The sequence below is a fragment of the Sulfitobacter brevis genome, from assembly GCF_900112755.1.
Taxonomy (GTDB): Bacteria; Pseudomonadota; Alphaproteobacteria; order Rhodobacterales; family Rhodobacteraceae; genus Sulfitobacter; species Sulfitobacter brevis.
In genome coordinates this window covers 65,829-91,714 of sequence record NZ_FOMW01000003.1, presented here as the reverse complement: position 1 = coordinate 91,714, position 25,886 = coordinate 65,829, and the positions used below count along the sequence as shown (strand labels likewise).

The 25,886-nt window shown below is 59.2% G+C and carries 24 protein-coding genes; 14 read left to right on the top strand and 10 right to left on the bottom strand.

What is annotated here, in order from left to right; genetic code table 11:
* Window positions 1-8: 8 nt before the first annotated feature.
* Both BM174_RS04825 and BM174_RS04820 read left to right on the top strand, forming a co-directional pair.
* On the top strand, window positions 9-2,918 hold the full coding sequence (locus BM174_RS04825; RefSeq protein ID WP_093922712.1) for a DNA translocase FtsK: 2,910 nt from the start codon (window positions 9-11) through the stop codon (window positions 2,916-2,918).
* Between the two features lie 173 nt (window positions 2,919-3,091).
* Window positions 3,092-3,691, top strand: a complete 600-nt coding sequence (locus tag BM174_RS04820) for a LolA family protein (protein ID WP_093922711.1) — start codon at window positions 3,092-3,094, stop codon at window positions 3,689-3,691.
* A 48-nt stretch (window positions 3,692-3,739) separates the two neighbouring features.
* Here the strand turns inward: BM174_RS04820 and BM174_RS04815 are convergent, their stop codons facing one another.
* Both BM174_RS04815 and BM174_RS21560 read right to left on the bottom strand, forming a co-directional pair.
* Complete coding sequence (locus BM174_RS04815; protein WP_093922710.1) at window positions 3,740-4,333, bottom strand: transglycosylase SLT domain-containing protein; 594 nt, start codon at window positions 4,331-4,333, stop codon at window positions 3,740-3,742.
* Between the two features lie 104 nt (window positions 4,334-4,437).
* Window positions 4,438-4,560 (bottom strand): hypothetical protein, encoded by a 123-nt coding sequence (locus BM174_RS21560; RefSeq protein WP_281244835.1) that lies wholly within the window; start codon window positions 4,558-4,560, stop codon window positions 4,438-4,440.
* Between the two features lie 85 nt (window positions 4,561-4,645).
* On the opposite strand from BM174_RS21560, the gene hspQ reads away from it, so the two are divergent.
* Window positions 4,646-4,972, top strand: coding sequence for a heat shock protein HspQ (gene hspQ / locus BM174_RS04810; RefSeq protein ID WP_093922709.1), 327 nt, complete (start codon window positions 4,646-4,648; stop codon window positions 4,970-4,972).
* 104 nt (window positions 4,973-5,076) lie between these two features.
* Here hspQ and BM174_RS04805 read toward each other — a convergent pair whose 3' ends face one another.
* From BM174_RS04805 to BM174_RS04795, 3 genes are all read right to left on the bottom strand, one after another.
* Window positions 5,077-6,654, bottom strand: a complete 1,578-nt coding sequence (locus tag BM174_RS04805; RefSeq protein ID WP_093922708.1) for a gamma-glutamyltransferase family protein — start codon at window positions 6,652-6,654, stop codon at window positions 5,077-5,079.
* Window positions 6,655-6,924: 270 nt separating this feature from the next.
* On the bottom strand, window positions 6,925-7,296 hold the full coding sequence (locus tag BM174_RS04800) for an ATP-binding protein (RefSeq protein ID WP_093922707.1): 372 nt from the start codon (window positions 7,294-7,296) through the stop codon (window positions 6,925-6,927).
* Between the two features lie 92 nt (window positions 7,297-7,388).
* Window positions 7,389-7,739, bottom strand: a complete 351-nt coding sequence (locus BM174_RS04795; RefSeq protein ID WP_093922706.1) for an STAS domain-containing protein — start codon at window positions 7,737-7,739, stop codon at window positions 7,389-7,391.
* Between the two features lie 91 nt (window positions 7,740-7,830).
* On the opposite strand from BM174_RS04795, the gene BM174_RS04790 reads away from it, so the two are divergent.
* The 7 genes from BM174_RS04790 to rarD all read left to right on the top strand — a co-directional run bounded on the left by BM174_RS04790 (window position 7,831) and on the right by rarD (window position 16,854).
* A complete protein-coding gene (locus BM174_RS04790) occupies window positions 7,831-9,003 on the top strand; it encodes a thiolase family protein (RefSeq protein ID WP_093922705.1) in 1,173 nt (390 codons plus the stop codon).
* Between the two features lie 78 nt (window positions 9,004-9,081).
* Window positions 9,082-9,540, top strand: coding sequence for a GAF domain-containing protein (locus tag BM174_RS04785; RefSeq protein WP_093922704.1), 459 nt, complete (start codon window positions 9,082-9,084; stop codon window positions 9,538-9,540).
* A gap of 63 nt (window positions 9,541-9,603) precedes the next feature.
* Window positions 9,604-10,176, top strand: a complete 573-nt coding sequence (locus BM174_RS04780; protein WP_093922703.1) for a helix-turn-helix domain-containing protein — start codon at window positions 9,604-9,606, stop codon at window positions 10,174-10,176.
* A 1-nt stretch (window position 10,177) separates the two neighbouring features.
* Window positions 10,178-10,801: a LysE family translocator gene (locus tag BM174_RS04775; RefSeq protein WP_093922702.1), complete on the top strand. Its 624-nt coding sequence runs from the start codon at window positions 10,178-10,180 to the stop codon at window positions 10,799-10,801.
* 112 nt (window positions 10,802-10,913) lie between these two features.
* Window positions 10,914-13,361, top strand: coding sequence for a GcvT family protein (locus tag BM174_RS04770; protein ID WP_093922701.1), 2,448 nt, complete (start codon window positions 10,914-10,916; stop codon window positions 13,359-13,361).
* 76 nt (window positions 13,362-13,437) lie between these two features.
* Window positions 13,438-15,882: a GcvT family protein gene (locus BM174_RS04765; RefSeq protein ID WP_093922700.1), complete on the top strand. Its 2,445-nt coding sequence runs from the start codon at window positions 13,438-13,440 to the stop codon at window positions 15,880-15,882.
* Window positions 15,883-15,933: 51 nt separating this feature from the next.
* Window positions 15,934-16,854: an EamA family transporter RarD gene (gene rarD, locus BM174_RS04760; RefSeq protein WP_093922699.1), complete on the top strand. Its 921-nt coding sequence runs from the start codon at window positions 15,934-15,936 to the stop codon at window positions 16,852-16,854.
* Here rarD and BM174_RS04755 read toward each other — a convergent pair.
* Window positions 16,851-17,267: a nuclear transport factor 2 family protein gene (locus tag BM174_RS04755; protein WP_093922698.1), complete on the bottom strand. Its 417-nt coding sequence runs from the start codon at window positions 17,265-17,267 to the stop codon at window positions 16,851-16,853. The two genes, rarD and BM174_RS04755, sit on opposite strands and share 4 nt — an antisense overlap.
* 57 nt (window positions 17,268-17,324) lie before the next feature.
* On the opposite strand from BM174_RS04755, the gene BM174_RS04750 reads away from it, so the two are divergent.
* A complete protein-coding gene (locus BM174_RS04750) occupies window positions 17,325-17,972 on the top strand; it encodes a pseudouridine synthase (RefSeq protein WP_093922697.1) in 648 nt (215 codons plus the stop codon).
* Window positions 17,973-18,048: 76 nt separating this feature from the next.
* Here BM174_RS04750 and BM174_RS04745 read toward each other — a convergent pair whose 3' ends face one another.
* Window positions 18,049-19,476, bottom strand: a complete 1,428-nt coding sequence (locus BM174_RS04745; RefSeq protein ID WP_093922696.1) for an aldehyde dehydrogenase family protein — start codon at window positions 19,474-19,476, stop codon at window positions 18,049-18,051.
* A 156-nt stretch (window positions 19,477-19,632) separates the two neighbouring features.
* Here BM174_RS04745 and BM174_RS04740 point away from each other — a divergent pair, with 156 nt between their 5' ends.
* Window positions 19,633-20,286, top strand: a complete 654-nt coding sequence (locus BM174_RS04740) for a peroxiredoxin (protein WP_093922695.1) — start codon at window positions 19,633-19,635, stop codon at window positions 20,284-20,286.
* Window positions 20,287-21,081 carry a glycosyltransferase family 25 protein gene (locus BM174_RS04735; RefSeq protein WP_093922694.1) on the top strand — a complete coding sequence of 265 codons (795 nt, stop codon included), beginning with the start codon at window positions 20,287-20,289 and terminating at the stop codon, window positions 21,079-21,081.
* Window position 21,082: 1 nt separating this feature from the next.
* Here the strand turns inward: BM174_RS04735 and BM174_RS04730 are convergent, their stop codons facing one another.
* Window positions 21,083-21,817: a hypothetical protein gene (locus BM174_RS04730; RefSeq protein WP_245766270.1), complete on the bottom strand. Its 735-nt coding sequence runs from the start codon at window positions 21,815-21,817 to the stop codon at window positions 21,083-21,085.
* Between the two features lie 204 nt (window positions 21,818-22,021).
* Window positions 22,022-24,160: a polyribonucleotide nucleotidyltransferase gene (gene pnp, locus BM174_RS04725; RefSeq protein ID WP_093922693.1), complete on the bottom strand. Its 2,139-nt coding sequence runs from the start codon at window positions 24,158-24,160 to the stop codon at window positions 22,022-22,024.
* A gap of 296 nt (window positions 24,161-24,456) precedes the next feature.
* Here pnp and BM174_RS04720 point away from each other — a divergent pair, with 296 nt between their 5' ends.
* A complete protein-coding gene (locus tag BM174_RS04720; protein ID WP_093922692.1) occupies window positions 24,457-25,410 on the top strand; it encodes a class I SAM-dependent methyltransferase in 954 nt (317 codons plus the stop codon).
* A gap of 164 nt (window positions 25,411-25,574) precedes the next feature.
* On the opposite strand, the gene rpsO is transcribed toward BM174_RS04720, so the two are convergent.
* Complete coding sequence (gene rpsO, locus BM174_RS04715) at window positions 25,575-25,844, bottom strand: 30S ribosomal protein S15 (protein ID WP_093922691.1); 270 nt, start codon at window positions 25,842-25,844, stop codon at window positions 25,575-25,577.
* Window positions 25,845-25,886 lie beyond the last annotated feature (42 nt).

Genomic DNA, 25,886 nt, shown 5'->3' with positions numbered 1-25,886 from the left:
AAAGAGCGATGGCATACCAGACGCGGCAGCGCGATCCACTGTTGGATAGCAACATGACCCAGGCGATTGAAAAACGCGGCAAGGAGCTGATGGGTCTGGCGCTGATTGCTGTCGGTCTGATGGCTGCGATGATGATCGGCAGCTACACGCCCGACGATCCCAACTGGATGGTTTCGACCGATGCACCGGTGCAAAACTGGATGGGCCGGATGGGCGCTTCGATTGCCGCACCCCTGTTTATGATCGTCGGCTGGGGCGCGTGGGGCATTGCCGTGGCCTTGATGGCATGGGGCGTGCGTTTTGCCCTGCACACCGGCGAAGACCGCGCCATCGCACGGCTGATCTTTGCGCCGATCGCTGTGGCTCTGGGGGCGATCTACGCTGCCACGCTCACCCCGAATGCGGACTGGCTGCAAACCCACAGTTTCGGCTTGGGTGGCTTGTTTGGCGATACCGTGATGGGTGCAATGCTGACAATTCTGCCGATTGGTTCGGCATTTACCGTCAAGCTGATGTCGCTGCTGATGGGCGTCGCGATCTTGACGCTGGGGGCCTTCGTGCTCGGCTTTACCAAGCCTGAGTTGACCCGCATCGGCCGGTTCTTGATGATCGGCACGATCATGGCCTACGCCACTTTGATGAATTTGCTCGGGCGTGGTGCTACCGAAGCCGTGCAGGCCGCCCAAAACATCCAGGCCCGTGCCGCTGACCGCCGCGAACGGCTGCGGATCGAAGCCGAAGAGAATGCTGCCTTCGCCGAGACCCAAGCGCAGGCCGAAGCCTTCACTGCGCGGCGCACGATGCCGAAAGCCGAGCCGATGATGTACGAGCAAGCAGAGCCGAAGCCGAGCTTGCTGGGCCGGATGCCTGCGTTGATCAAACGCCCCGATGTGATGCCAGAACCCGAATTGGTCGAACATTACAGTGATGTTGTCATTGACGACGAGCCGGGCGAAGAGCGCATTCGCAACAAGATCGCGGATGTCATTAAAAGCCGCGTGCGCACCAGCACTGCTGTGCAGACACCGACCACCATGCCGCTGACCAAAGGACGCGGTCGCGGCCCTGATGCGCTTGTGCTCAATATCCCGCCGCGCCGCACTACGCAGGCCGAAACGACCTTGACCGCAGGCGCACGCGCCGAGCCACCTTTGACTGCGCCCGCCCGTCCTGTTCTGGAGCGCGGCACCGCTGCTGCCCCCTCCCCTGCCGAGATTGATGCCTCTGATTACTTCGAAGAGGAGGCAGTTCTGCCGCTTGAGAAGGCGACAGCCCCCGAAGCGCCAGTGATCCCCGTGGCAGAGCCGCGCAAGGTTGTGCATCAGCCTGTGCGCAAGGTGGTCCAGCCCTCCAAGCAGGCCCGCGCGGAAGCACAGCCAGCGTTGACCTTTGAGGATACCCATCCAGGCTACGAGCTGCCGCCGCTGAACCTGTTGGAGAACCCCGAGACCGTTAAACGCCTGCACCTGTCCGATGAAGCGTTGGAGCAGAATGCGCGGATGTTGGAAAATGTGCTGGATGACTATGGAGTGAAAGGTGAGATTGTCGCCGTTCGGCCTGGTCCGGTCGTCACCATGTACGAGCTTGAACCAGCGCCCGGTCTCAAGGCGAGCCGCGTCATCGGCCTTGCAGATGATATCGCACGCTCGATGGCGGCGCTTTCTGCCCGTGTTTCGACTGTTCCGGGCCGGAGCGTCATCGGCATCGAGTTGCCCAACGAGGTACGCGAGAAAGTGGTTCTGCGCGAGATTCTCAGCGCCCGTGATTTCGGCGACAGCACCATGCGACTGCCACTTGCCTTGGGTAAGGATATCGGCGGCGAGCCGATGATTGCCAACCTCGCCAAAATGCCGCACCTGCTGATCGCGGGGACCACGGGGTCGGGTAAATCGGTGGCAATTAACACGATGATCCTGTCGCTGCTCTACAAGCTGACGCCCGAAGAATGCCGCCTCATCATGATCGACCCCAAGATGCTGGAACTGTCGGTGTACGACGGCATCCCGCATCTGCTGTCCCCCGTTGTGACCGACCCGAAAAAGGCCGTTGTCGCGCTCAAATGGACTGTGGGCGAGATGGAGGAGCGCTATCGCAAGATGTCCAAAATGGGCGTGCGCAACATTGAAGGCTATAACGGCCGCGTCCGCGAGGCGCTGGCCAAGGGCGAGATGTTCAGCCGCACGGTTCAGACCGGCTTTGACGACGACACCGGCGAGCCGATATTCGAGACCGAGGAGACCACACCCGTAGCACTGCCCTATATTGTCGTCATCGTTGACGAAATGGCCGACCTGATGATGGTGGCAGGCAAGGAAATCGAAGCCTGTATCCAGCGATTGGCACAGATGGCGCGGGCCTCGGGCATCCACTTGATCATGGCGACCCAGCGTCCGTCGGTTGATGTGATCACCGGTACGATCAAGGCCAACTTCCCGACGCGGATTTCCTTTCAGGTGACCTCGAAAATCGACAGCCGCACGATCTTGGGTGAGATGGGGGCCGAGCAGCTTCTGGGCATGGGCGACATGCTTTATATGGCGGGCGGCGCCAAAATCGTTCGTTGCCATGGTCCTTTCGTCAGTGACGAAGAGGTCGAGGAAATCGTTAACCACCTCAAGCAGTTCGGGGAGCCGGACTATATCGGTGGGGTTGTCGAAGGGCCAGCGGATGATGCCGAGGCAAGCATCGACGCGGTATTGGGGCTTGGCGGTAATACCGACGGCGAAGACGCGCTTTATGATACCGCGGTGCAAATCGTGATCAAGGATCGCAAGTGCTCTACCTCCTACATCCAGCGCAAACTAGCGATCGGCTACAACAAAGCTGCGCGGTTGGTCGAGCAGATGGAAGACGAGGGTCTGGTCTCGCAGGCCAACCATGTTGGGAAACGTGAAATTCTGGTGCCTGAACAGGGCTGAGGCTTACCTCCGACTGTTACTGTTATAAGGCCACCACCACCGCCGGATGCATTTCCGGCGGTGTTCTTTTATCCAATGACAAGCGCCTGTTGGCTGAAAACCGCGCGTTGATATCGCATATCCATACGTGCCGCCCTATGTGTATGCCAAGGTTCAACTACAGGAAAACGAATATGCGCTTTATCCCCACTGCTGCCCTCGTGCTCGGCATGGCCCTCGTGGCTCCGGTCGCCGCGCTGGCGCAAAAACTGCCGCTGAACGAGATTTCAGGCTATCTCAACAAGATGCAAACCGCCCAAGGCGAGTTCACCCAGATCAACAATGACGGGTCGATCAGTACAGGCGTGCTTTATATCAAGCGTCCAGGACGGGTGCGGTTTGAATATAACGCGCCTGATTCCGGTCTGGTGATTGCGGGCTCGAATACCGTGGTGATCTTCGACAAGAAATCGAACCAGCCGGCAGAAACCTATCCACTGTCGCGGACTCCGCTATCGATCATCCTTGCCAAACAGGTCGATCTGGGGCGGGCGAAAATGGTCACCGGCCACAGCTATGACGGCACCGCCACCACGGTGACGGCCCAAGACCCCGAGCATCCCGAGTATGGCAATATTCAGCTGAAGTTCACCGCCAATCCGGTGGAACTGCGTCAGTGGATCATCAATGACGGCAACGGCAGCCAGACGACTGTCGTGTTGGGTGATCTCAAGACCGGCGGAAGCATCGCCAACAGCAAATTTGACGTAGGCTCACCCGGCATCCGACGCTGATATAGGCACAAGAAATGCGGCCCCGGTGGCATTCACCGGGGCCTGCCATTACCAGCGGCTCAGACGGCAGCCAGCGATCTGTTGTTCGTACATCTGGGCCCGTGCATCTACCTTTCCTGCAACACCCACCAGCCACGCTTTGCTGTTATAGGTCTGGCGCGAAAAGCCGGTGTGGCCTTCGTGATAGGCAAGGTACTGGTTGCGCGCATCGTGCAGCGCCACGCCGTTGCGGTCGCGGGTTAGCGTCATGTACCAGCCCATGAAATCACTCGCGTCTTCAATGCGGTCCCGCTGGGCGCGGTGTTTGCCATTGGCTTTGACGTATTCTTCCCATGTCGCATCCAACGCTTGGCTATAGCCGAACGCGCTGGACTGACGACCCATCGGGATCACCCCCAAAGCGTATTTAAACGGCGTTCGGGCGTCAGCGACGAATTTGCTTTCTTGGTGGATAGTGGCCATTTGCACATGCACCGGCACGCCCCAACGGCGTTCGGCGGCACGGAATGCTTTGTAATATTCAGGGCGCTCTTTGAGAATCGTGCAAGCGTCATCCAACTGTCGCGGCGCAGAGGGATCTGCCCCGCCGCCGCAGGATGCTACCAGCAATACGATTGCCATTGCGCGAAGAGTTTTGCTCATCTGCCTCTCGCTTTTTTGTCGTTTCTTATTGGTCGTGTATTGTTTTGCAGGCAGTTTATCTGATTCCGCCCGCGCGTCACATCACTTTTTTGCCGACCGGCGGCTTATAACAGCGCGGCGAGGATGATCGGCAACGCAGTGATCGCAATCGGGCTCGCACCCAACCAGAGCGTCGCGGGCAGGGATGCGGCCCCCACGAGTCCGAAAGCTGATAGCAAGAGCGTCAACAGACTGTTTCCTTCTGCAAAGACAGCGTGATTGGACAAATGCCCCTTGAAACGACTACTAACGAAAGGTAGGGGCTGCAATGTTATGATACGTACGCGCGCAAAATACCATTTGGGCCAAGTGGTCCGGCACCGAATCCACCCTTTCAGAGGGGTGATTTTTGACGTCGATCCAGAATTTGCCAATACCGAAGCATGGTATGAGGCCATTCCCGAAGAAACTCGCCCCGTCAAAGACCAGCCGTACTATCATTTGTTGGCTGAGAATGACCAAAGTTACTATGTGGCCTATGTCTCGGAGCAGAACTTGGTGGCGGATTATTCCGGCGAACCGGTGGATCACCCCGATATCCCCGATCTGTTTGGCCCCTTTACCGATGGCGCCTATCCGCTGCACTTCCAGCTAAATTGATCAGCCGCGGCCTGCAGCTTGGCCGGGCGATTCTTTGCACAATCTTAATTGCAAAAGCGCCCCGACCAAGACCGGAGCGCTTCTCTATTGCTGACGCGCTTGTCTCAATAGCCGAGCGCGCAGCCGTCCTTGCGCGGATCGCTGCCACCTTCCAGCACGCCGTCTTTGCCAATGCGGATAGCCTGCGCGCCGCCAAGCGCTGTGTCGGGCACCTGAACTTTATGTCCTAGATCGGCCAGTTTCGCGCGAACCGCTTCAGAATAGCCCCGCTCAACTTTTAAGATACCATTGTCGGAGAAGGCCCGCGGTGCATCAATTGCCGCCTGCGGGTCCATGCCGAAATCGGTGATGTTGCTGGCAAATCGAGCGTGGCCACAAGGCTGATAAGCGCCGCCCATGACGCCAAAGGGCATCACCACACGCCCCTGTTCGCGGATCATGCCGGGGATGATGGTGTGCATGGGACGCTTGCCGCCTTTCAATTCATTCGGGTGGCCTTCCTCCAAGGTGAACCCTGCACCGCGATTCTGCAGCAGAATGCCAAACTTGTCCGAAGCGATGCCAGAGCCGAAGCCGTGGAAAATCGAATAGATAAGCGAAACTGCCATGCCGTCGCGGTCTACGACAGTGATGTAGATTGTGTCGCGGTGAACGGCCTCTGACAGAGGTGCTGCGGCAGCCATCGCTTTCTTTGGATCAATGAGCGCGGCCAGTTTTCGCGCTGTTTCAAGCGCCAGCATATGGTCAAGCCGTGTTGTGTGTTCGGGGTCCGCAAGGAAACGATTGCGGGCATCATAGGCCAGTTTAGTGGCCTCGGCCTCAATATGGACGCGCTCTGCCCCGAGGGGGTCCATCCCCGCAATGTCAAACTGCGCCAATATGTTGAGCAGCAATAACGCGGTTGCGCCTTGGCCGTTGGGCGGATGCTCTACCACCTCAAGATCCTTGTAAGGCGCCGCAACGGGTGTGCTGGCGTCGGCTCGCGCATCAGTGAAGTCTTGCACCGTGTGCAAGCCGCCCGCTGCGTTCAGCGCTGCGACCATATCCTCGGCAATCTCGCCTGTATAAAACGCATCCCGTCCGTCTTTCGCGACACGCCGCAAAACTTCCGCCTGTCCGGGTGCCCGGAAAACCTCGCCGACTTTAGGCGCCTTGCCGGACAAAAGGAAATGCTCCCGCGCCTTACCCTGAAGGCTTTTCGCCTCATTGGCCCAGTCGAACGCAACGCGCGGGGCCACAGGAATGCCCGCGTCAGCATAGCGAATCGCGGGGGCCAGAACGGCCTCAAGCCCGATCTGGCCGAGAGTGTCCGATAAGTGGCAAAACGCATCAATCGCGGTGGGGATGGTGACCGCATGGGCGGACCGGAGGGGGACAACCGTTTCCCCGGCGTCGCGCAGCGTGGCGGCGTCCAAAGCGGCAGGCGCGCGCCCCGACCCGTTGAGAGCAAGAACTTCGTCACTGCCAGCGGGGGAGTAGAGCACAAAACAGTCACCGCCAATTCCGGTCATCTGCGGTTCGCAAATACCCAGCAAAACGGCTCCGGCAATGGCAGCGTCCATCGCATTGCCCCCGCGTTCAAGGATATCGATGGCTGTTTTAGCAGCCAATGGGTGCGACGTGGCGCACATTCCATTGGTTGCCAGCACGGGCGAGCGCCCGGGAAAATGAAAGTCGCGCATTGCTACCCCTATTGGCTAAGTTTCAAACGCGAACCTAACGGGACAATAGCGGGCTGCCAATGTGGGGAATGAAAGTTCCTCGGCACCGCGCACTGGGTGGGGGCTGTTAAACGCGGCGCCGAGGGAAGCCATATGCAGCTACAGGTTCTTATATGCCCGCCAACAAAGGCAGAAGTGTGAAGACATCGCGGCGGTTTGTGGAAGGTTATCGCGGGGAAATTGACAGGTTCAAAGGATTCACAGGTCGGCGTTGATCGGGGGCATTTTCACCTATGAGGGCAGCGATATCGCAAGCTTCAAATCCAAGCGGTTTTCACCTCCCGTCCGCTGGTAACTCACATTCTGGGCCAAATCATTTATCAGATAGAGCCCAAATCCGCCTTCCGGCAGTTCGCTGGTCTTTAGGTTTAAAAGGTTGCCCAAAGCCAGCGGTGTCGCGTTGCTGGCCATCGGGAGGCCGGTATCCGTGATCGTCACATGCAGGCCATCGGCCAAAAGCGTACAGCGAATCGCGATGTCACCAGTCGGCACCGTTTCCGGATAGGCGTGCTCTACAATATTGTTAAGGGCCTCTGCCAACACCAACTCGATTGTGCTCAACTGCTCTGGTCCAAGACCTAGCGGATGGATCTGAGCCAACATCCATTGCAGGCCCCTGCGCACCCCACTCTTGCGGCCGACAATCACTGTTCGGACAGCCGTTGGCAGCGCGGATGGTTTTCCACCGGTCACGATCAGGCTCTGGGATGCACGTTAAGATCTGCGATCGCGCCGGCCAATGTATCAAACAGGCTAAAGACACTATCCATCCGGGTCAGGGTAAAGACCCTGCTCACTGCTGGCGACAGGCCTACTAATATCAGCGCCCGATCCGGTGCAAGATGCTTCATCGTGGCAACAATCGCCCCCAAACCGCTCGAATCAATAAAGGTCACCCGCCCCAGATCTAAAACGACGGTTCGCGGAGCCCCGACCGTCATGCGCCGCATTGCCTCTTTAAACCCCAGTGCCACAGCAGCATCGATCCGGTCTTCCTCCACACGGATCACACAAAACCGCTCTTCTTTTCTGACGGAAACTTCCATAGATAATTCCTGCGACCCCAACGATCGGGTCATTAATAAGCGCGAACACTTACCAAATTGTAAGCGTTCAGGAAATTGAAGGGAGACTGAGATGCAAAAGGTAGTCATCGCGGGGGCGGCGCGGACCCCCATGGGCGGATTTCAGGGAGAATTCGCAAGTCTGAGCGCAGCAGATCTGGGCGGCCACGCCATCCGCGCGGCAATAATGGGCGCAGGCCCCGCGCAGGTTCAAGAAGTTTTAATGGGCTGTGTGCTACCTGCTGGCCAAGGGCAGGCACCGGCGCGGCAGGCAGGCTTCAAAGCCGGTCTGGACGATACAGTGCCCGCAACGACGCTAAATAAAATGTGCGGGTCGGGGATGAAGGCGGCGATGATCGCGTTTGACCAGATCGCGCTGGGCCAAACCGATGTTATGGTCGCTGGCGGCATGGAATCGATGACAAATGCGCCCTACGTGCTGCCCAAAATGCGCGCAGGTGCGCGGCTCGGCCATGGTCAGGTCATTGATCATATGTTCCTCGACGGGCTAGAGGATGCTTACGACAAAGGCCGCCTGATGGGGACCTTCGCCGAGGACTGTGCCGAGACCTACCAATTTACCCGGGCTGTCCAAGACGACTATGCGCTGGCCTCGCTGTCGCGCGCCCTTGAGGCACAAGAAAGCGGCGCTTTCGACGACGAAATTGCGCCGGTCGAAGTCACCTCGCGGCACGGATCGGCCCGCATCACCGTTGATGAACAACCGCGCAGCGCCCGCCCAGAAAAAATTCCACAGCTCAAACCCGCCTTCCGCGATGGCGGGACCGTAACGGCAGCAAATTCCTCGTCCATTTCCGATGGCGCCGCCGCCCTCGTTCTCGCCTCCGAATCGGCCGCTGAAGCCCAAGGCCTCACGGTGCGGGCCCACATCCTTGGCCACGCTAGCCACGCCCAAGCACCCGGCCTGTTCACCACTGCGCCAGTTCCCGCCGCGCAAAAGCTGCTAAAGCAGATCGGCTGGGCGAAAGAGGATGTCGACCTTTGGGAGGTGAACGAAGCTTTCGCCGTGGTCCCGCTCGCCTTCATGCACGAGATGGGCCTGAGCCATGACATCGTTAACGTTAACGGAGGCGCCTGCGCACTCGGCCATCCCATCGGCGCATCTGGCGCGCGCATCATTGTTACGCTCTTGAACGCGCTGGAAAAGCGCGGCCTTAAACGTGGCGTTGCGGCGATTTGCATCGGCGGCGGCGAAGGCACTGCAATTGCAATCGAACGGGTCTAATCTCTTTTAACCATACAAAATCCTCGGGGGTGCGGGGGGCATACAGCCCCTCATCGCCACTCGTAAGAAAGCCCCAACATGCAAGTTGACTATCCAACCCTCGCCAAAACGCTCGCGGCCCTCACGTCTGGCGAAGCCGACGCCGTCGCCCTGATGGCCACCGTCGCCTGCGAAGTGCACCACGCCGATGACCGGTTTGATTGGACCGGCTTCTACCGCGTCACCGCGCCCGAAATGCTCAAGATCGGCCCCTATCAGGGCGGTCACGGCTGCTTGGTCATTCCGTTTTCCCGCGGTGTCTGTGGCGCGGCAGCGCGGACCGGTGAGGTCCAGCTCGTTCCGGATGTCGAGGCGTTTTCGGGCCATATCGCCTGCGCTACTTCCACCCGCTCCGAGCTTGTGCTGCCGGTCTTTAATGGTTCCGGCATGCTGATTGGCGTATTTGACATTGATAGCGATCAGCCTGATGCCTTCAACTCAAGGGATGCCGATGCGCTGACCGCCATTTTGAAGGACTGCTTTGCTGCCGTGAAATAATGCTGGATTTTTTCACACGCCTCGCGCAGTGTGAAATTTGAAGGTATTATTTCACGAGGCGTCATGCAGCACGACCGCCCTGATATTTCTCTGACGCTTGGCGCGGACCTGCGTGCCCTGCGTAAGGCGCGCGGACTCAAGCTGACAGATCTCGCGACAAAACTCGGGCGCTCGGTCGGCTGGCTCAGTCAGGTCGAGCGCGACAAATCCGATCCCGCCATCGCCGATCTGCGTCAGATCGCTTCGGCATTGGGGGTCTCCGTCTCGATGCTGTTCCGCCATGCGCCTGCTCCTGCGGGCGAGGCAGGCTTCATTGTGCGCCGCGAGGCCCGCCGCCCGATCGGGTCGCCGATCGCAGGGTTGACCGAAGAGCTCCTCTCTCCTGATCTCACCGACGATTTCGAGATGGTCCATTCCACTTTCCTGCCGCACAGCCGCATCAAAGAACCGGTTTCAAGGCCGACGCAGGAGGTCGCCTATCTGGTCTCTGGCAGGCTCGACATTGAAATCGCGGGTACCACCCACAGTCTGCGCCCCGGTGACAGCTTTCGCATCCGTGGCGAAGCATTCCGCTGGTCCAACCCCACCTCCGACCCCGCTGTTGCGATCTGGGTCATAGCCCCGCCGGTATATTGATATGAGCTTTGATGCATGGATCGTTTTCGCATTGTTCTGGACGGTTTTCGTCACCACGCCGGGGCCGAATGCGGTCAATTGCATCAGCAACGGTATGACGCTGGGCTTTCGTCCTGCGCTGGTCGGCGTGCTTGGTATCCTGACCCAAGCCGCCCTATTCTTGCTGCTATCCGCCTTGGGCATCACAGCCCTGATCGCCGCCTCGCCCGAAGCTTTCTTCGTGGCCAAGCTGATCGGCGCGGGGTTCTTGATCTTTCTAGGTATCCGCGGCTGGGTCATGGCTTCGCGGCCCGTCACGATAACCGAACGTCCGGCGTCTTCGGTCTATCTGCGTGCCTTTGCTGTCGCCACGATCAACCCGAAAAGCGTGGCGGGCTATCTCGCTGCCTTCTCGCAATTCGTCCAGCCCGGCGTGCAGATCTGGGACCAGATGGCGGTGATCGTGCCCACGGCGCTGACCCTCACAGCGCTGAGCTATACCGGATTCACCGCTCTGGGTGCAGGCATCGGCAAAGCGGCGCTGGGTGCGGTTTTCAATGTGTGGTTCCGGCGCTTTATGGCGGTGTGTTTCGTAATTTACGGCATCCTTCTAGGCGCATCGACCCCGCTGGCAGGGAAGGGGTGATGCCGTGGTGCGCGGGATCTCCGTCCAAGCGCTAAATCCATTATCCACCCGTCCAAAGTAGTCACCACCAACCCCAATCCCCCAGAGCAACACAGCGCCAAGGAGCCCCATGATGAGTGAATTTCCAACCACTGCCCGTGTGGTCATTATCGGCGGCGGCGTGGTCGGGGTGTCCTCACTCTATCACCTTGCCAAAGCAGGCTGGACCGATTGCGTGCTGCTGGAAAAGAACGAACTGACCGCTGGTTCTACTTGGCATGCCGCCGGAAACTGCCCTTCGTTCAGCACTTCCTGGGCGGTGATGAACATGCAGCGCTATTCGCTCGGGCTCTATGCAGTGTTAGGGGCGGAGGTGGATTATCCGATGAATTACCACGTCACCGGATCAGTCCGGCTGGCGCATGGTCGCGAACGGATGATGGAGTTCGAGCGCGCCCGTTCGATGGGTAATTACCAAGGTCTCAACCTCGAGATGATGGACCTGAACGACATCAAGGAACGCTACCCCTTCATCGAAACACATGACCTTGCAGGCGGGCTGTGGGACCCTGACGATGGCGATATCGACCCTGCGCAGCTAACGCAGGCGCTGGCCAAGGGTGCGCGCGATATGGGCGCACGGATCGAACGGTTCTGCCCCGCCACGGGCATTTCGCGCGACGGCAGCGAATGGATCGTGCATACCGCAAAGGGCGATATCCGCTGTGAAAAGGTGGTGAATGCTGCGGGCTATTACGCGCAGCGCGTCGGCGAATGGTTCAAGCCTTATGGCGGGCGCACCGTGCCGATGACGGTGATGAGCCACCAGTATTTCCTCACCGAAGAGATTTCCGAACTCGCTGACTGGTCACGCGAGAACGGTCGCAAAGTGCCGTTGCTCCGCGATGTCGACAGTTCCTACTATCTGCGGCAGGACAAGAACGGGCTAAACCTTGGACCCTATGAACGCAACTGCAAGGCCCATTGGGTGACGCCGCAAGATCCGATGCCCGAGGATTTCTCGTTCCAGCTTTACCCCGACGATCTGGAGCGGCTGGAGTGGTATATCGAGGACGCGATGGCGCGGGTGCCGATGCTGGGCACCGCTGGCGTGGGCCGGGTGATCAACGGACCGATCCCCTATGCACCGGACGGCCTGCCGCTGCTTGGCCCGATGCCCGGCGTACCAAATGCCTATGAGGCGTGTGTGTTTACCTTTGGCATCACCCAAGGCGGTGGCGCAGGCAAGGTGCTGGCGGAATGGATCACCGAAGGCCAGACCGAGTGGGACATGTGGTCGGTCGATCCGCGCCGCTACACGGAATACGCGGATCAGGACTACACCAACCAGAAAGCGTTGGAGACTTACGGCCACGAATACGCGATGCATTTCCCGCATCACACATGGCCCGCTGGCCGCGACAAAAAGCTGTCGCCGCTACACAGCCGTCTGAGGGACGCAGGCGCGCAATTTGGCAGCTACAACGGTTGGGAACGCGCCAACTGGTTCGCCAAAGAGGGCGACGATACCTCCGAGGAAGCCACGCAGACATGGGATCGCAACGGCCCATGGGCCGTGCGGGTACAAGAGGAATGCGAAGCGGTGCGCGACCATTGCGGCGTGCTGGCAATCAGCGGTTTTACCCGCCTTAAGGTTGCCGGCACCGGCGCGCGGGACTTCATCGACGGGCTGACGGCCTCGGCCCTGCCACCACCCGGGCGCATCGGCTTGATCTATTTCGCAGACGATCGCGGCCGGATCGTGACAGAGATGTCGGTTATGGTGCACGGCCCTGATGAGGTTGGTCTGATCACCGCTGCTGTTGCACAGTGGCATGATGCCGAATGGCTGCAACGCCACGCGCCCGACGGCATCACGGTTACGGACCACACCGAGGCGGCCGAGTGCCTGCTGGTGACGGGTCCGGCGAGCCGCGACATCCTCGCGCCGCTCACCGATCATGATCTTTCGGCCAAATGGTTAAGCATCAGCGCGACAGGCAAGGTCGCGGGCCGGGACTGCACCCTGATCCGCGTGTCCTTCGCGGGGGAGTTGGGCTGGGAAATCCATTGCGCCCCACAGGACGCGCCCGCAATCTGGGATGCGGTGACGCAAGCGGGGGCGAAACCCTTTGGCATGTATGCACTAAATTCCCTGCGGATCGAAAAGGGCTACCGCGCGTGGAAGGGCGATCTGTCCACCGACTACACGCTGCTGCAAGGGGGGCTGGACCGCTTCGTCAAACTCGACAAACCTGCCGACTTCCCCGGTAAAGCGGCGCTGTTGAACGAGCGCCAGCAAGGGGTTGCCAAACGTTTCGTCACCATGACGGTTGAGGCGGGCGATCAGGACGCGCCCTATATGTCGACCGTCTGGCACAACGGCGCGGTGGTGGGTGAAACCACCTCGGGTGACTGGGGCTACCGCATCGGCACATCCGTGGCACTTGGCATGATGCGCGCCGACCTTGCCGAGGCAGGCACCGAAGTGGAGATCGACATCTTCGGCAAACGTTGCCGCGCTGTGGTGCAGCCGGATGCACCACTTTGGGACCCGAAAAACGAGCGCCTGCGGGCCTGACCCCCACGCCAGCCCCAACGAACCGGAAGCCAACGGCCTCCGGTTCGGAGTTTGAAATTCCGTTTGGAGAGACGAGATGTCCACCATTCCCACTCATGCCCGCGTTGTCATCATCGGCGGCGGCGTTATTGGCTGCTCCGTAGCCTACCACCTGACCAAACTCGGCTGGACCGATGTGGTTTTGCTGGAGCGCAAACAGCTCACCTCCGGCACCACGTGGCACGCGGCGGGACTGATCGCCCAGCTTCGCGCCACCGCGAACATGACCAAGCTCGCGAAATACAGCCAAGAGCTTTATGGCAACCTCGAAGCGGAAACTGGCGTTGCGACCGGGTTCAAACGTGTCGGTTCGATCACCGCCGCCCTGACAGAGGAACGCCGTGAGGAAATCTATCGCCAAGCCGCGATGGCGCGTGCATTTGGCGTTTCGGTCGAGGAAATCTCCCCCTCCGAAGTCAAAGCCCGGTATGAGCACCTGAACATCGAAGGCGTTACGGGCGCTGTCTATCTGGAGAAGGACGGGCAGGGCGATCCGGCGAACATTGCATTGGCCTTGGCGAAAGGCGCACGGCAACGCGGCGCCAAGGTGCTGGAGCGCGTCAAGGTCACCAAGGCCGTCCGCTCGGACCGCAAGATTACGGGTGTGGAGTATGAGACCGCCAGCGGCGAGCAGGGCAGCATCACCTGCGATCACGTGGTCAACTGTGCCGGCATGTGGGGCCATCAGGTCGGCGAGATGCTGGGCGTCAACGTGCCGCTGCATTCCTGCGAACACTTCTACATTGTCACCGAAGCGATCAAGGGGCTGAGCCAGTTGCCGGTGCTGCGGGTGCCGGATGAGTGCGCCTACTACAAAGAAGACGCAGGCAAGATGCTGTTGGGCGCGTTTGAACCGGACGCAAAACCTTGGCGCTTGGAAATCCCCGACAATTTCGAATTCGACCAACTTCCCGAAGATTTCGACCACTTCGAGCCGATCCTTGAACGCGCGGTGAACCGGATGCCGATGCTGGCCGAGGCGGGGATACATACCTTCTTTAACGGGCCGGAATCCTTTACCCCCGATGACGCCTACCACCTTGGCCAAGCGCCTGAGATGGACAACGTCTGGGTCGCGGCGGGGTTCAACTCCATCGGCATCCAGTCTGCGGGCGGTGCGGGCATGGCGCTGGCCCAATGGATGGAAGATGGCGCGAAACCTTTCGATCTCGGCGATGTGGACATCAGTCGAATGCAGCCCTTTCAAGGCAATCGCCACTACCTTTTCGAGCGGAGCAAGGAAACATTGGGCCTGCTTTATGCCGACCACTTTCCCTACCGTCAAAAGGCCACTGCCCGCGGGGTGCGACGTACGCCTTTCCACCAACACTTACTCGACCATGGTGCGGTAATGGGCGAGCTTGCGGGCTGGGAGCGTGCCAACTGGTTCGCGAACTCCGAGCAGAAGCCCGAATATGCCTATTCGTGGAAGCGGCAGAATTTTTTTGGCAACGTCGCCAGCGAGGTCGCGGCGATCCGCACCAATGTGGGCATGTATGACATGTCTTCCTTTGGAAAAATCCGTGTCGAAGGCCGCGATGCCACTGCGTTTCTAAACCACGTTGGCGGCGGGCAATACGATGTGCCGGTGGGCAAAATTGTTTACACCCAGTTCCTCAACCAGCGCGGTGGGATCGAGGCCGACGTCACGGTCACTCGTCTGTCCGAAGCCGCCTATCTGGTCGTGACCCCCGCCGCGACAAGGCTGGCGGACGAGACATGGATGCGCCGCCATCAGGTCGATTTCAACGTCGTCCTCACCGACGTGACCGCAGGCGAAGGCGTGCTGGCCGTAATGGGGCCGAACGCCCGCAAACTGCTGCAAGCGGTATCGCCCAACGACTTCTCGAACGACGCCAACCCTTTCGGCACCGCGCAGGAGATCGAGCTTGGGATGGGGCGCGCCCGCGTGCACCGCGTCACCTATGTCGGTGAATTAGGGTGGGAGATTTACCTCAGCGCCGATATGGCGGCCCACGGGTTTGAAACGCTCTATGCCGCAGGGCAGGACATGGGGCTCAAGCTATGTGGCATGCATATGATGGACAGTGCCCGCATCGAAAAAGGCTTTCGCCATTTCGGCCATGACATCACCTGCGAAGATCACGTGCTGGAGGCCGGACTGGGCTTTGCTGTCAAAACCGACAAGCCCGACTTCATCGGCCGGGACGCGGTGCTGCGCAAAAAGGAAACGGGGCTCGAAAAACGTCTCGTGCAATTCCGCCTCACCGATCCCGAGCCGCTGCTTTATCATAACGAGCCGGTGCTGCGTGATGGGCAGATCGTCGGCTATCTGTCCTCGGGCGCCTACGGGCATCATCTGAAAGGCGCCATCGGTATGGGCTATGTGCCGTGCAAGGGCGAGACCGCCGCGCAGGTGCTGGCTTCGAGCTATGAGATCGATGTCGCAGGCGCGCGGGTGCGGGCCGAAGCCTCTTTGAAGCCGATGTACGATCCGGCGTCGGAGCGGGTGAAAGTTTGAGGCTGGGCTTTCGTAAAACTGCGGGCTAGGGATAGGACAAAGGAATATCCGATGCGTAATCCCGATAGCCTCACCCCCAAGACCAACGAAGACACGCCGCAGGGGCTGGCCTTCGCTCTGGGCGCTTATATCATGTGGGGCTTTCTGCCGCTTTATATGAAACTGGTCTCGCATATCAGCCCTGCCGAGGTTGTCGCGCATCGGATCATCTGGTCGGTGCCCATCGCGGCGGCAGTGCTGGTCGCGATCCGGCGTACCGATGCGCTGCGCGAGGCGTTGCGCAACCCCAAGATGCTGGCGATGGCCTGTGTTACGGCAGCGCTGATCACGATCAACTGGGGCATTTATGTCTGGGCAGTCACGTCGGGACACGCGCTGGATGCGGCGCTGGGCTATTACATCAACCCGCTCTTTAGCGTCTTCCTGGCCGCTGTGCTGTTGGGGGAGCGCTTGTCGCGCGCCCAGCTAGCCGCGCTGGCCTTGGCGGCAGCGGCAGTGGTTGTACTGACGGTCGATGCAGGCCGCGTGCCTTGGGCGGCGCTGGCGCTCACACTGTCATGGGGGTTTTATGCGCTCGCGAAGAAAAGCCTCGCCATCGGGCCAAACCAGGGGTTTTTGCTGGAGGTTTTGATCCTGCTACTGCCCGCGCTGGGGTATTTCGCCTATCTGATAGGCACAGGTCAATCGCATTTCGCGACAGGTTCGCTGCGCGATACCTGGCTGCTGGTTGGCTGCGGTGTGGTGACCGCAGTCCCGCTGATGATCTATGCCAACGGAGCTAAACTGCTCCGGCTGTCGACCATTGGTATCCTGCAATATATCGCGCCGACGATGATCTTTCTCATAGCTGTCTTCGTGTTCGACGAGCCCTTTGGTCGCGCGCGGATGATCGCTTTCCCGATGATCTGGCTGGCGCTGGTGATCTACTCGACCTCGATGATCCGTCAGATGCGTGCCACCCGCGCCGCCTAGACGTTAGACAGCGCGTCTTTGAACTTAAGAAATGCAGGGTCGCGCATGACGCGTGCATTCATCGCATCACGCAAGGCGCCGATGGATTTATGTGGCCGCATCACAACCTCGAAAGTGGCTATCAAGCCCTGTGCATCCAGCGTGATCAGATCGACGCCAACCGCATCCAGATCGCCTATTTTGCATTGGAACTCCAAGGCCCAGGCGTCACCGTCTCCCATCACCCGCCGATAGCGGAAGCCGGTAAAGACTTGCCCGACATGGCCCAGCACGGCGGCGACCGCATCCCGCCCTGTCCAGACCTTCCAATAAGTCGGCGGCATGAACTTCACCCCCTCGGCAAGGAGCGGCGCGATGGCATCCGCATCGCCCTTGGCGACGACGTCCTGCATCTTCTGAATGGTGGGGTGCATCGGGGCCTCCGGCTTTTGGTGGGTTGAAACCCAACCCTACATCTGGGAGGACGCGGAATGGAAACAGATTATACCCCGCCGCAGGACCCCTTGGTGGTCCTGCATGAAGACGCCGAAGTGCTGCTGGTCGATAAACCTGCCGGTCTGCTGAGCGTGCCCGGCAAGGGAGAGCACCTGTCAGATTGCCTGCTGGCGCGGGTGCAAACGGTATTTCCCGACGCGCTGCTGGTGCACCGGCTCGATCGCGATACCTCGGGCGTGATGATCTTTGCGCTCACCCCTTACGCGCAGCGTCATCTGGGCCTGCAGTTTGAAAAGCGGATGACGCGCAAAACCTATGTCGCACGGGTTTGGGGTGTGCCGGCGGAGAAGACCGGAACAGTCGACCTGCCGCTAATCGTCGATTGGCCGAACAGACCTTTGCAGATGGTCGATCATGAAAATGGCCGTTCCGCGCAAACCGATTGGCGCGTGCTGAAAGACGAAGGCGACACGTCACGGATCAGGCTCAGCCCCAAAACGGGGCGCAGCCACCAGTTGCGCGTCCATATGTTAGCATTGGGCCACCCGATCCTGGGCGATCCTTTTTATGCGACCGGCCCCGCGCGGGAGTTTGACCGGTTGATGCTGCACTCCGAAGAGCTGCGGTTCAATCACCCTCAGGGTGGCCATTCGACGCGAATCCGATCCAAGGCGCCGTTTTAGACAGCGACGCGCCGATCACATAAAGCAAAAGGGCCACCCGTTGGCAGCCCTTTTAAACTTCTCCTTTGAAAGCCTGTTACTCAGCAGCCCAGCCTGAGACTGCTTTGACTTCAAGAAATTCCTCAAGCCCGAAGACCCCGCCTTCGCGCCCGTTCCCGGACTGCTTGTAGCCGCCGAAGGGCGAGCCTTGGGCAAAGCCCTTACCATTGGTTTCCACCATACCGGAGCGCAAGCGGCGTGCCACGCGGCGGCGTTTGTCGGTGTCTTCGGTTTGCACGTAGTTGGTCAGCCCGTAAGGCGTGTCATTGGCGATCGCGATCGCTTCCTCTTCGGTCTCGAAAGGGATGATCGACAGCACCGGCCCAAAGACCTCTTCACGCGCGATGGTCATGTCGTTGTTGACGTCGGCAAAGACCGTTGGCTTCACGAAATAGCCGCGATTGAGGCCATCAGGACGGCCCAGACCGCCTGCCGCGAGACGCGCCTCGGACATGCCTGTTTCGATGAGGCCCTGAATTTTGTTGAACTGGGCTTCGCTGACCACCGGGCCGATGTGCTTGCCTTCGTCCGAAGCGGGGCCGACATGGGTGTTGTTGGCAACCTCGGAGGCCATTTCAACAGCTTCGTCATAGCGCGATTTGTGCACCAGCATCCGCGTTGGCGCGTTACAGGACTGACCGGAGTTGCGGAAGCAATGCATCGCACCAGCTTTTGCCGCTTTGGGGTGCGCATCTTCAAAGATGATATTGGCACCTTTGCCGCCTAGCTCAAGAGAAACGCGCTTGAGTGTATCAGCGGCCGCTTTAGAGATCGCGATACCGGCGCGGGTCGAGCCGGTGAAGCTGACCATATCGACATCGGGGTGTGCGGAAAGCTGGCTGCCAACGCCGGGGCCGTCGCCGTTCACCAAGTTGAATACACCAGCAGGGAAACCTGCTTCATGCACGAATTCAGCAAACAGATGTGCGCTGAGCGGGGCAATCTCGGAAGGTTTCAGAACCACAGTGCAGCCTGTCGCCAGCGCGGGGATCACCTTCAGCACGATCTGGTTCATCGGCCAGTTCCAAGGCGTGATCAGTGCGCAAACACCGATAGGCTCGCGCAGGGTCTTCTCGCTCGACGTATAATCTTCTTCGAAGGAGAAATCCTCAAAGGCTTTCAGGAAGCCTTGGATATGCCAGCTACCGGCGCCAACCTGCGCAGTGCGGCTCATGTCGATCGGGGCGCCCATTTCCAGCGACATGGCTTTTGCCATCTCTTCGGAGCGTGCTTTGTAGATATCGAGCAGCTTGCCGATTAGGTCGGCACGCTCCTGCTTGGCGGTCTGCGACCAGCTGTCGAAAGCACCGCGCGCGGCTTTCACGGCGGCGTTGGTGTCGGCCTCTGATCCCAGCGAAATCACAGCGCACTGCTCTTCGGTTGAGGGATCGATCACGGCGAAATCATTGGCTTTGGCAGGGGCAACCCATGCGCCATTGATGTAAAAATCACGCTTTTCCAGCATAGTCATACTCCTTTATCCGGACGGCAGCCGGGGCGGTTTCCCGGTCAGATTGGCGCCACTGTGTCACTGCATATGTGAGGTCGCAAGAGAGGGGATGCAACCGAGCGGAATAAATACTACGTAAAGGGCAGAGTTCATCACCCCAAGGAGGACGACATGGGTTTGCGTATCAACGACACCGTTCCCGACCTGAACGTCGAGACAGATCAAGGTTCCTATTCGCTGCACGAATTTATCGGCGACAGCTGGGCAATTCTGTTTTCACATCCCAAGGATTTCACGCCCGTGTGCACCACCGAATTCGGCGCAGTGGCACAGTTGGCGGATGAGTGGGAAAAGCGCGGCACCAAAGTGATCGGCGTTAGCGTGGACGGCGTCGAGGACCACAAGAAATGGAAAGGTGACATCGAGAAAGTCGGCGGCGCGCCTGCTACGTTCCCGATCATCGCGGACACAGGGCTCGAGGTTTCCAAAGCCTTCGACATGCTGCCCGCCGAGGCCTATCTGCCCGATGGCCGCACCCCTGCGGATTCCGCCACCGTGCGCTCGGTCTTTATCATCGGGCCGGACAAGAAGCTGAAGCTGTCGATGACCTATCCAATGACCGTGGGCCGCAACTTCGCCGAAGTGCTGCGCGCGCTCGACGGGTTGCAGACTACCATCGGCAAGGGCGTGGCGACACCGGCGAACTGGAATGTGGGCGATGACGTGATCATCCCCGCGACTGTTTCGGATGCGGATGCCAAGGCGAAGTTTGGTGAGTTTACCACTGTGCTGCCCTATCTGCGCACCACTAAAGCGCCGAAGTAAATGACGTCCATGCGCGCTTTGGTGATTAACCTAGACCGTGCCACGGCGCGCATGGACTTCCAGCAGCGACAGTTAACGCGGCTGGGCATTGGGTTTGATCGACTGCCCGCCGTGACGGTGGGCGATCCGGAAGTTTCGGCGGATGAAGCCTATTGGGCCAAATGGCAGCGCCCAATTGCGCCTACGGAACGCGCTTGTCTGTGTAGCCATATCGCCGCGTGGCGGCATGTTGCGCAGTCTGGGCAGGCGCATCTGATCTTGGAAGACGATGCGTTGCTGTCGGACGATGTGCCTGCTGTACTGAAGGCCGCGCAATCCGAATCGCGCTGGGATTTACTGCAGCTTGAAACCCGTCAGCGACATAAGGTTATGTCGCGCAGTAGCACCAAGCTGGGGCCGATCCGCGTCCGACGGCTGTACCTCGACCGTGCGGGGGCTGCGGGATATGTGCTGTGGCCGTCCGGCGCGGCGCGACTTTTGGCGCGGGCGCAGGTGCAGCCAGCACTGGCAGATGCTCTAATTGCCCAACCCGGCCTGCTGCGAGCCTATCAGGCAGTGCCTGCGCAAATCATCCAGAACGATATCGCGGTGGAGGAGGGGATCGCGGCGCAATGGCTCGTCGAGCCTTCCAGCGTGTCGGATGAGTCGCACCGGAAAGCCAAGAAAACCGCTGGGCAGAAATGGCGCCGGATATCGGCTCAGATTTTGCTGGGGCTGCACGGGATCAAAGGCTCCCTTCTCCATCGCAAGGTGATTATTCCGTTTGCGAAAGAACGATTTACCAGCCGGAGCTAGCCTACCACCAGCCTGTCCGGTCGCGGTGGTGCAGGGCGCGAAAACGCGCATAGACGGTATCGCTTTCCTGAAGCCGCTGAAAAATCTCAGCGAGGATAGCGCCGGTAAAATGTTCGTCTTTCTGCGCATCAATCCGCCAACGCATGTTGCGCAAAGTATCGTCCGTGCCGACGGTGAACCCTGACAACCCCTCGAACAGCGGCACCAGATTGTGCTGGACGTCCTCGACCCGATCAGGATCGAAGATCGCGCCGCCGGTCTTGGTGAAATACCGCTCGGACTCAGCCATTTTGACGGTATTGACCAGTAGCGAGGCCGAAAACGCCCGCGCCCGCGCCGCCGGATCGGGGTCCCAATCCGCCACAGAGTCGCAGGCAGATACCATCCAGCGGATGTTGAGGTGTTGCAGGAGATAGTCTTGTTCCTGCAGCCACATCTCCACAAACCGCGCATAGGTTTCTTTGGGCGAGACCTTGCGGCGCAACAGCACATTCAATCGAGCATGCTCCAACAAAAGCGCGCTTTGGCCAGAGAACTCGGCCTCCAGTGCTTTAAAGTGACGATCAAGATCATCGTCGGACCCACGCGTTTGGCGAGCCACACCGGCTTCTACAATTTGCCCCCGCAAGCTGGCAAAACTGCCGGTAGGTGTCTGTACGGCATTTTTGCTGAGCCGGCGTCGGTGTTGCTTGAGCGAGAAAAAGCTCTCAAAGCGGCTCTTTTTACGGGGCGGCATTAAGTAGCTCCTTTTGTACAGTTGGTCGCAGGCAACTGTTCCATGATCGCGGGCTCCTTTGGGCTTCATCTGCTTTTATGCCAGCGGCTCTACAAAGAAAAGCGCGGGCTGGTGCGTGGCTTGGTGGGGCCGGAAATGCAAAAGGCCCCGATGACTGAACATCGGGGCCTTCGCTTTCGTCAAAGTCAGAAATGCGTGGGAGGATTACTCCTCGGCGCCTTCTTCTTCTTTCGTCATCTCTTCGCCAGTTTCCTGGTTGACCATCTTCATCGACAGGCGAACCTTGCCGCGATCGTCAAAGCCCAAGAGCTTCACTTTCACTTCCTGGCCTTCCTTCAGAACGTCTGATGGATGATTCAGGCGGCGGTTTTCGATCTGGGACACGTGGACCAGACCATCGCGCTTGCCAAAGAAGTTCACGAATGCACCGAAGTCGACGATCTTGACGACTGTACCGGTGTAGATCGCGCCTTCTTCAGGCTCGGCCACGATGGAATAGATCATGTCGTAGGCTTTTTTGATGCTGTCGCCGTTTGGCGATGCGATCTTGATGATACCTTCGTCGTTGATGTCGACCTTGGCGCCCGACACTTCCACGATCTCGCGGATGACCTTGCCACCGGAACCGATCACTTCGCGGATTTTATCCGTTGGGATCTGCATGGTTTCGATGCGCGGTGCGTGCACGGAGAAGTCCGCCGCGCCGGAAAGCGCTTTGTTCATCTCGCCGAGGATGTGGATACGACCGACTTTGGCCTGCTCCAGAGCTTTCTCCATGATCTCGGGCGTGATGCCTGCGATCTTGATGTCCATCTGCAGCGAGGTGATGCCGTTTTCGGTACCGGCAACTTTGAAGTCCATGTCGCCGAGATGGTCTTCGTCACCCAGAATGTCCGAAAGGATCGCGTAGGAGCCATCGTCTTCGAGGATCAGACCCATCGCCACACCGGCAACAGCCGATTTCAGCGGAACGCCCGCATCCATCATCGACAAGGAGCCACCGCAAACCGACGCCATCGAGGACGAGCCGTTAGACTCGGTGATCTCGGACACAACGCGGATGGTATAGGGGAAGTCTGTCGACGCAGGCAGAACCGCCTGCAACGCACGCCATGCCAGCTTGCCATGGCCGATTTCACGGCGGCCCGGGCCAGACACACGACCAACTTCACCAACCGAGTAGGGAGGGAAGTTATAGTGCAGCAGGAAGTTGGATTTGAAGTTGCCGTGCAACGCGTCGATGAACTGTTCGTCATCGCCGGTGCCCAGCGTGGTCACAACCAAGCCCTGTGTTTCACCACGGGTGAACAGAGCCGAACCGTGGGTCCGTGGCAGGATGCCGGTCTGGGACACGATATCGCGGATCTCGTCAGTGCGACGACCGTCGATACGCTTGCCGGTTTTAACCACATCGCCGCGCAGGATCGAAGCTTCGAGCTTCTTCAGGGCGGAGCCGAGGTTGGCATCAGCCAGTTGCTCTTCGCTCAAGGAGGCCTTGATCGTTTCGCGTGCGGCAGAAACCGCAGCGGTACGCTCTTGCTTGTCAGCAATCGCGAAGGCAGCGCGCATTTCGGTCTCGCCGGCTTTTTTGACGGCATCAGACAGCGCCGAATAGTCAACAGGCTGGAAGTCGAAAGGCTCTTTCGCGGCGTCTTCGGCCAGATCAATGATCAGGTCCAGAACTGGCTGGATGCTTTCGTGGGCGAATTTCACGGCACCGAGCATTTCTGCCTCGGACAGTTCATAAGCTTCGGATTCAACCATCATCACGGCGTCTTTGGTGCCGGCAACAACCAGATCAAGACGCTGCTCGGGGTTCAGGCGCAGGTCCTGCATGTCGTCGACTGTCGGGTTCAGGATGTATTCGCCATCCTCAAAACCAACGCGGCAGGCAGCAATAGGGCCACGGAACGGCGCACCGGAAATGGTCAGCGCCGCGGAAGCCGCGATCATCGCAACCATGTCGGGGTCGTTAACAAGGTCGTGGCTCAGCACGGTGCACATCACCAGTACTTCGTTTTTGAAACCAGGCACGAACAGCGGGCGGATCGGACGGTCGATCAGGCGGGCTGTCAGGGTTTCTTTTTCGGTTGGGCGCGCTTCGCGCTTGAAGAAACCGCCCGGCACTTTACCGGCGGCATAGTATTTTTCTTGGTAGTGGACGGTCAGCGGGAAGAAGTCCTGACCCGGCTTTTGCGTGCGGGCAAAAGTCACGTTGGCCATGACGGTTGTTTCGCCCAGCGTGGCAATCACGGAGCCGTCAGCCTGACGGGCAACCTTGCCAGTTTCCAGTGTCAGCGTCTCTTCGCCCCACTGGATCGATTTTGTCGTTACGTTAAACATTCACGTTTCCTAAGGTTGGCCCGGTTCGGGCCATTTGCATAGGGGCCGTATTGCCCCTGACTCCGGTATCTTCTTTGTCGGGCGCTGGAGTCCGGGCGCCGGCTTTCAGATTGCGGGGACATACAGTGTTTTGCGCGTGATGGGAAGGGTGGCGTTCTTTGGCAGGGCGCGGCCACTGTGCCGCGTTTGAATGCCGTGGGCTTGAATTGGCAGGTAGCGAAACCGAGGGTATCTGCGCGCTTGGCTTACTGCCAATTTGCCGCCACTATACGGGCAGTTTTACAAGGACGCCTTATATGCCGCGCCGCGCTTTGTCCCACCCTCGATTTGGCCGTGGTTTCGGCCTGCTGCGCCGCGTCACAAGCAGCAGACGCAAGCATATTGCGCTGGTGCGGGACCTGTACCGCCAGATGGATATGGTTGAAGACGGGTGCCTGTGCTGTGGCAATCGCGACTTTTCGTTATTGGCCGAATGCGACCGCTACGGTTTTGATCTCCAAAAGCAAATCTGCGAAAGCTGTGGCCTGGTGCAGACCTATCCCGCCCTTAGCCAATCGTTTCTGGATGTGTTCTATCGCGATCATTATCGCAGGCTTTATACCAAATCGGATCTGGTGAATTACGATCATATCCTTGCCGAGCAGAACGAGCGCGGTGAGCGGTTTCACCGCTTTTTACTTCAGGAGCTGGACGCGGCGCAGATAGCCGAGAGCCATGTGGTCGAGATCGGGTGTTCTGCTGGGGGCATCCTCGCCTATTTTCGGGATCATGCAAAAAGCGTGCAGGGCTGTGATCTTGATGAGGCGGCCGTTCGGTTTGGGGCAGCACAATTCGGGATTGATCTTACGGCGGAGGCATTCCCCGACAGCCTGCCTGAAGGGCCAAAGATATTTATCCTCTCGCATGTGCTGGAACATGTTGCGAAGCCCAAGGAGTTACTTGCGCAAATTCGGGCGCACATGGGACCGGGCGATCACCTCTTCATCGAAGTGCCAGGGCTGAACATGGTGGCGGAGGGCGAGTATAGCCACAACTTGCGGGCCTATTTTCATATTGCCCATGTGGCCGATTATTCGGCGGCGACATTGACCGCTATGCTGGCGCAGGCGGGGCTTGCGCCCCTGCGCTGCACCGAAGGGGTGACCGGCATTTTCGTGCGTCATGAGGGGCCTGTCCCTTCGATCGTACGCGACCCGCAGGATAGTGTTGAGAACGTGCGGCGGATCGAGCGAACTTTTGGGTCGAAGTAGGCGCGCTGTCTTGGGCGCCACCGCCTGTCACTCGGGAAGGGTTTGAGTTTATCTTGCCAAATCAAGTTGGGTTTGATGGCGTTGCGGACTGTGGCTCAAAACAAAAAAAACCGCCCCCTGTTGCCAAGGCGCGGTTTGATGTCGTGTCGGCGGTGTGCTGCAGGTTAGCGGCGCAGGCCCAGACGTTTGATCAGGTCTTGGTAACGCGCGTCGTCGCGGGTCTTGACGTAGTCAAGCAGCTTGCGGCGGGTTGCGACCATTTTCAACAAACCACGGCGGCCGTGGTTGTCTTTTTTGTGGGTTTTGAAGTGTTCGGTCAGGGTCGCGATGCGCGACGACAGAATGGCGACCTGTACTTCGGGCGAACCTGTGTCGCCTTCTTTGGCCCCAAAGTCCTTCATGACCTTGGCTTTTTCTTCTGGTGTAATCGACATCGGGGTCTCCTTTTCGGAAAGTGTAAAAAATGAATGGCGCAG

Coding starts and splice junctions, on each gene's coding strand:
- BM174_RS04785 (WP_093922704.1), top strand. CDS start 9,082: ATGCAAGTTGACTATCCAACCCTCGCCAAAACGCTCGCGGCCCTCACG.
- hspQ (WP_093922709.1), top strand. CDS start 4,646: ATGATACGTACGCGCGCAAAATACCATTTGGGCCAAGTGGTCCGGCAC.
- BM174_RS04790 (WP_093922705.1), top strand. CDS start 7,831: ATGCAAAAGGTAGTCATCGCGGGGGCGGCGCGGACCCCCATGGGCGGA.
- rpsO (WP_093922691.1), bottom strand. CDS start 25,844: ATGTCGATTACACCAGAAGAAAAAGCCAAGGTCATGAAGGACTTTGGG.
- BM174_RS04820 (WP_093922711.1), top strand. CDS start 3,092: ATGCGCTTTATCCCCACTGCTGCCCTCGTGCTCGGCATGGCCCTCGTG.
- BM174_RS04770 (WP_093922701.1), top strand. CDS start 10,914: ATGAGTGAATTTCCAACCACTGCCCGTGTGGTCATTATCGGCGGCGGC.
- BM174_RS04800 (WP_093922707.1), bottom strand. CDS start 7,296: ATGTTGGCTCAGATCCATCCGCTAGGTCTTGGACCAGAGCAGTTGAGC.
- BM174_RS04735 (WP_093922694.1), top strand. CDS start 20,287: ATGACGTCCATGCGCGCTTTGGTGATTAACCTAGACCGTGCCACGGCG.
- BM174_RS04750 (WP_093922697.1), top strand. CDS start 17,325: ATGGAAACAGATTATACCCCGCCGCAGGACCCCTTGGTGGTCCTGCAT.
- BM174_RS04780 (WP_093922703.1), top strand. CDS start 9,604: ATGCAGCACGACCGCCCTGATATTTCTCTGACGCTTGGCGCGGACCTG.
- BM174_RS04740 (WP_093922695.1), top strand. CDS start 19,633: ATGGGTTTGCGTATCAACGACACCGTTCCCGACCTGAACGTCGAGACA.
- BM174_RS04775 (WP_093922702.1), top strand. CDS start 10,178: ATGAGCTTTGATGCATGGATCGTTTTCGCATTGTTCTGGACGGTTTTC.
- BM174_RS04755 (WP_093922698.1), bottom strand. CDS start 17,267: ATGCACCCCACCATTCAGAAGATGCAGGACGTCGTCGCCAAGGGCGAT.
- pnp (WP_093922693.1), bottom strand. CDS start 24,160: ATGTTTAACGTAACGACAAAATCGATCCAGTGGGGCGAAGAGACGCTG.
- rarD (WP_093922699.1), top strand. CDS start 15,934: ATGCGTAATCCCGATAGCCTCACCCCCAAGACCAACGAAGACACGCCG.
- BM174_RS04720 (WP_093922692.1), top strand. CDS start 24,457: ATGCCGCGCCGCGCTTTGTCCCACCCTCGATTTGGCCGTGGTTTCGGC.
- BM174_RS04745 (WP_093922696.1), bottom strand. CDS start 19,476: ATGCTGGAAAAGCGTGATTTTTACATCAATGGCGCATGGGTTGCCCCT.
- BM174_RS04765 (WP_093922700.1), top strand. CDS start 13,438: ATGTCCACCATTCCCACTCATGCCCGCGTTGTCATCATCGGCGGCGGC.
- BM174_RS04805 (WP_093922708.1), bottom strand. CDS start 6,654: ATGCGCGACTTTCATTTTCCCGGGCGCTCGCCCGTGCTGGCAACCAAT.
- BM174_RS04825 (WP_093922712.1), top strand. CDS start 9: ATGGCATACCAGACGCGGCAGCGCGATCCACTGTTGGATAGCAACATG.
- BM174_RS04795 (WP_093922706.1), bottom strand. CDS start 7,739: ATGGAAGTTTCCGTCAGAAAAGAAGAGCGGTTTTGTGTGATCCGTGTG.
- BM174_RS04815 (WP_093922710.1), bottom strand. CDS start 4,333: ATGAGCAAAACTCTTCGCGCAATGGCAATCGTATTGCTGGTAGCATCC.
- BM174_RS04730 (WP_245766270.1), bottom strand. CDS start 21,817: ATGCCGCCCCGTAAAAAGAGCCGCTTTGAGAGCTTTTTCTCGCTCAAG.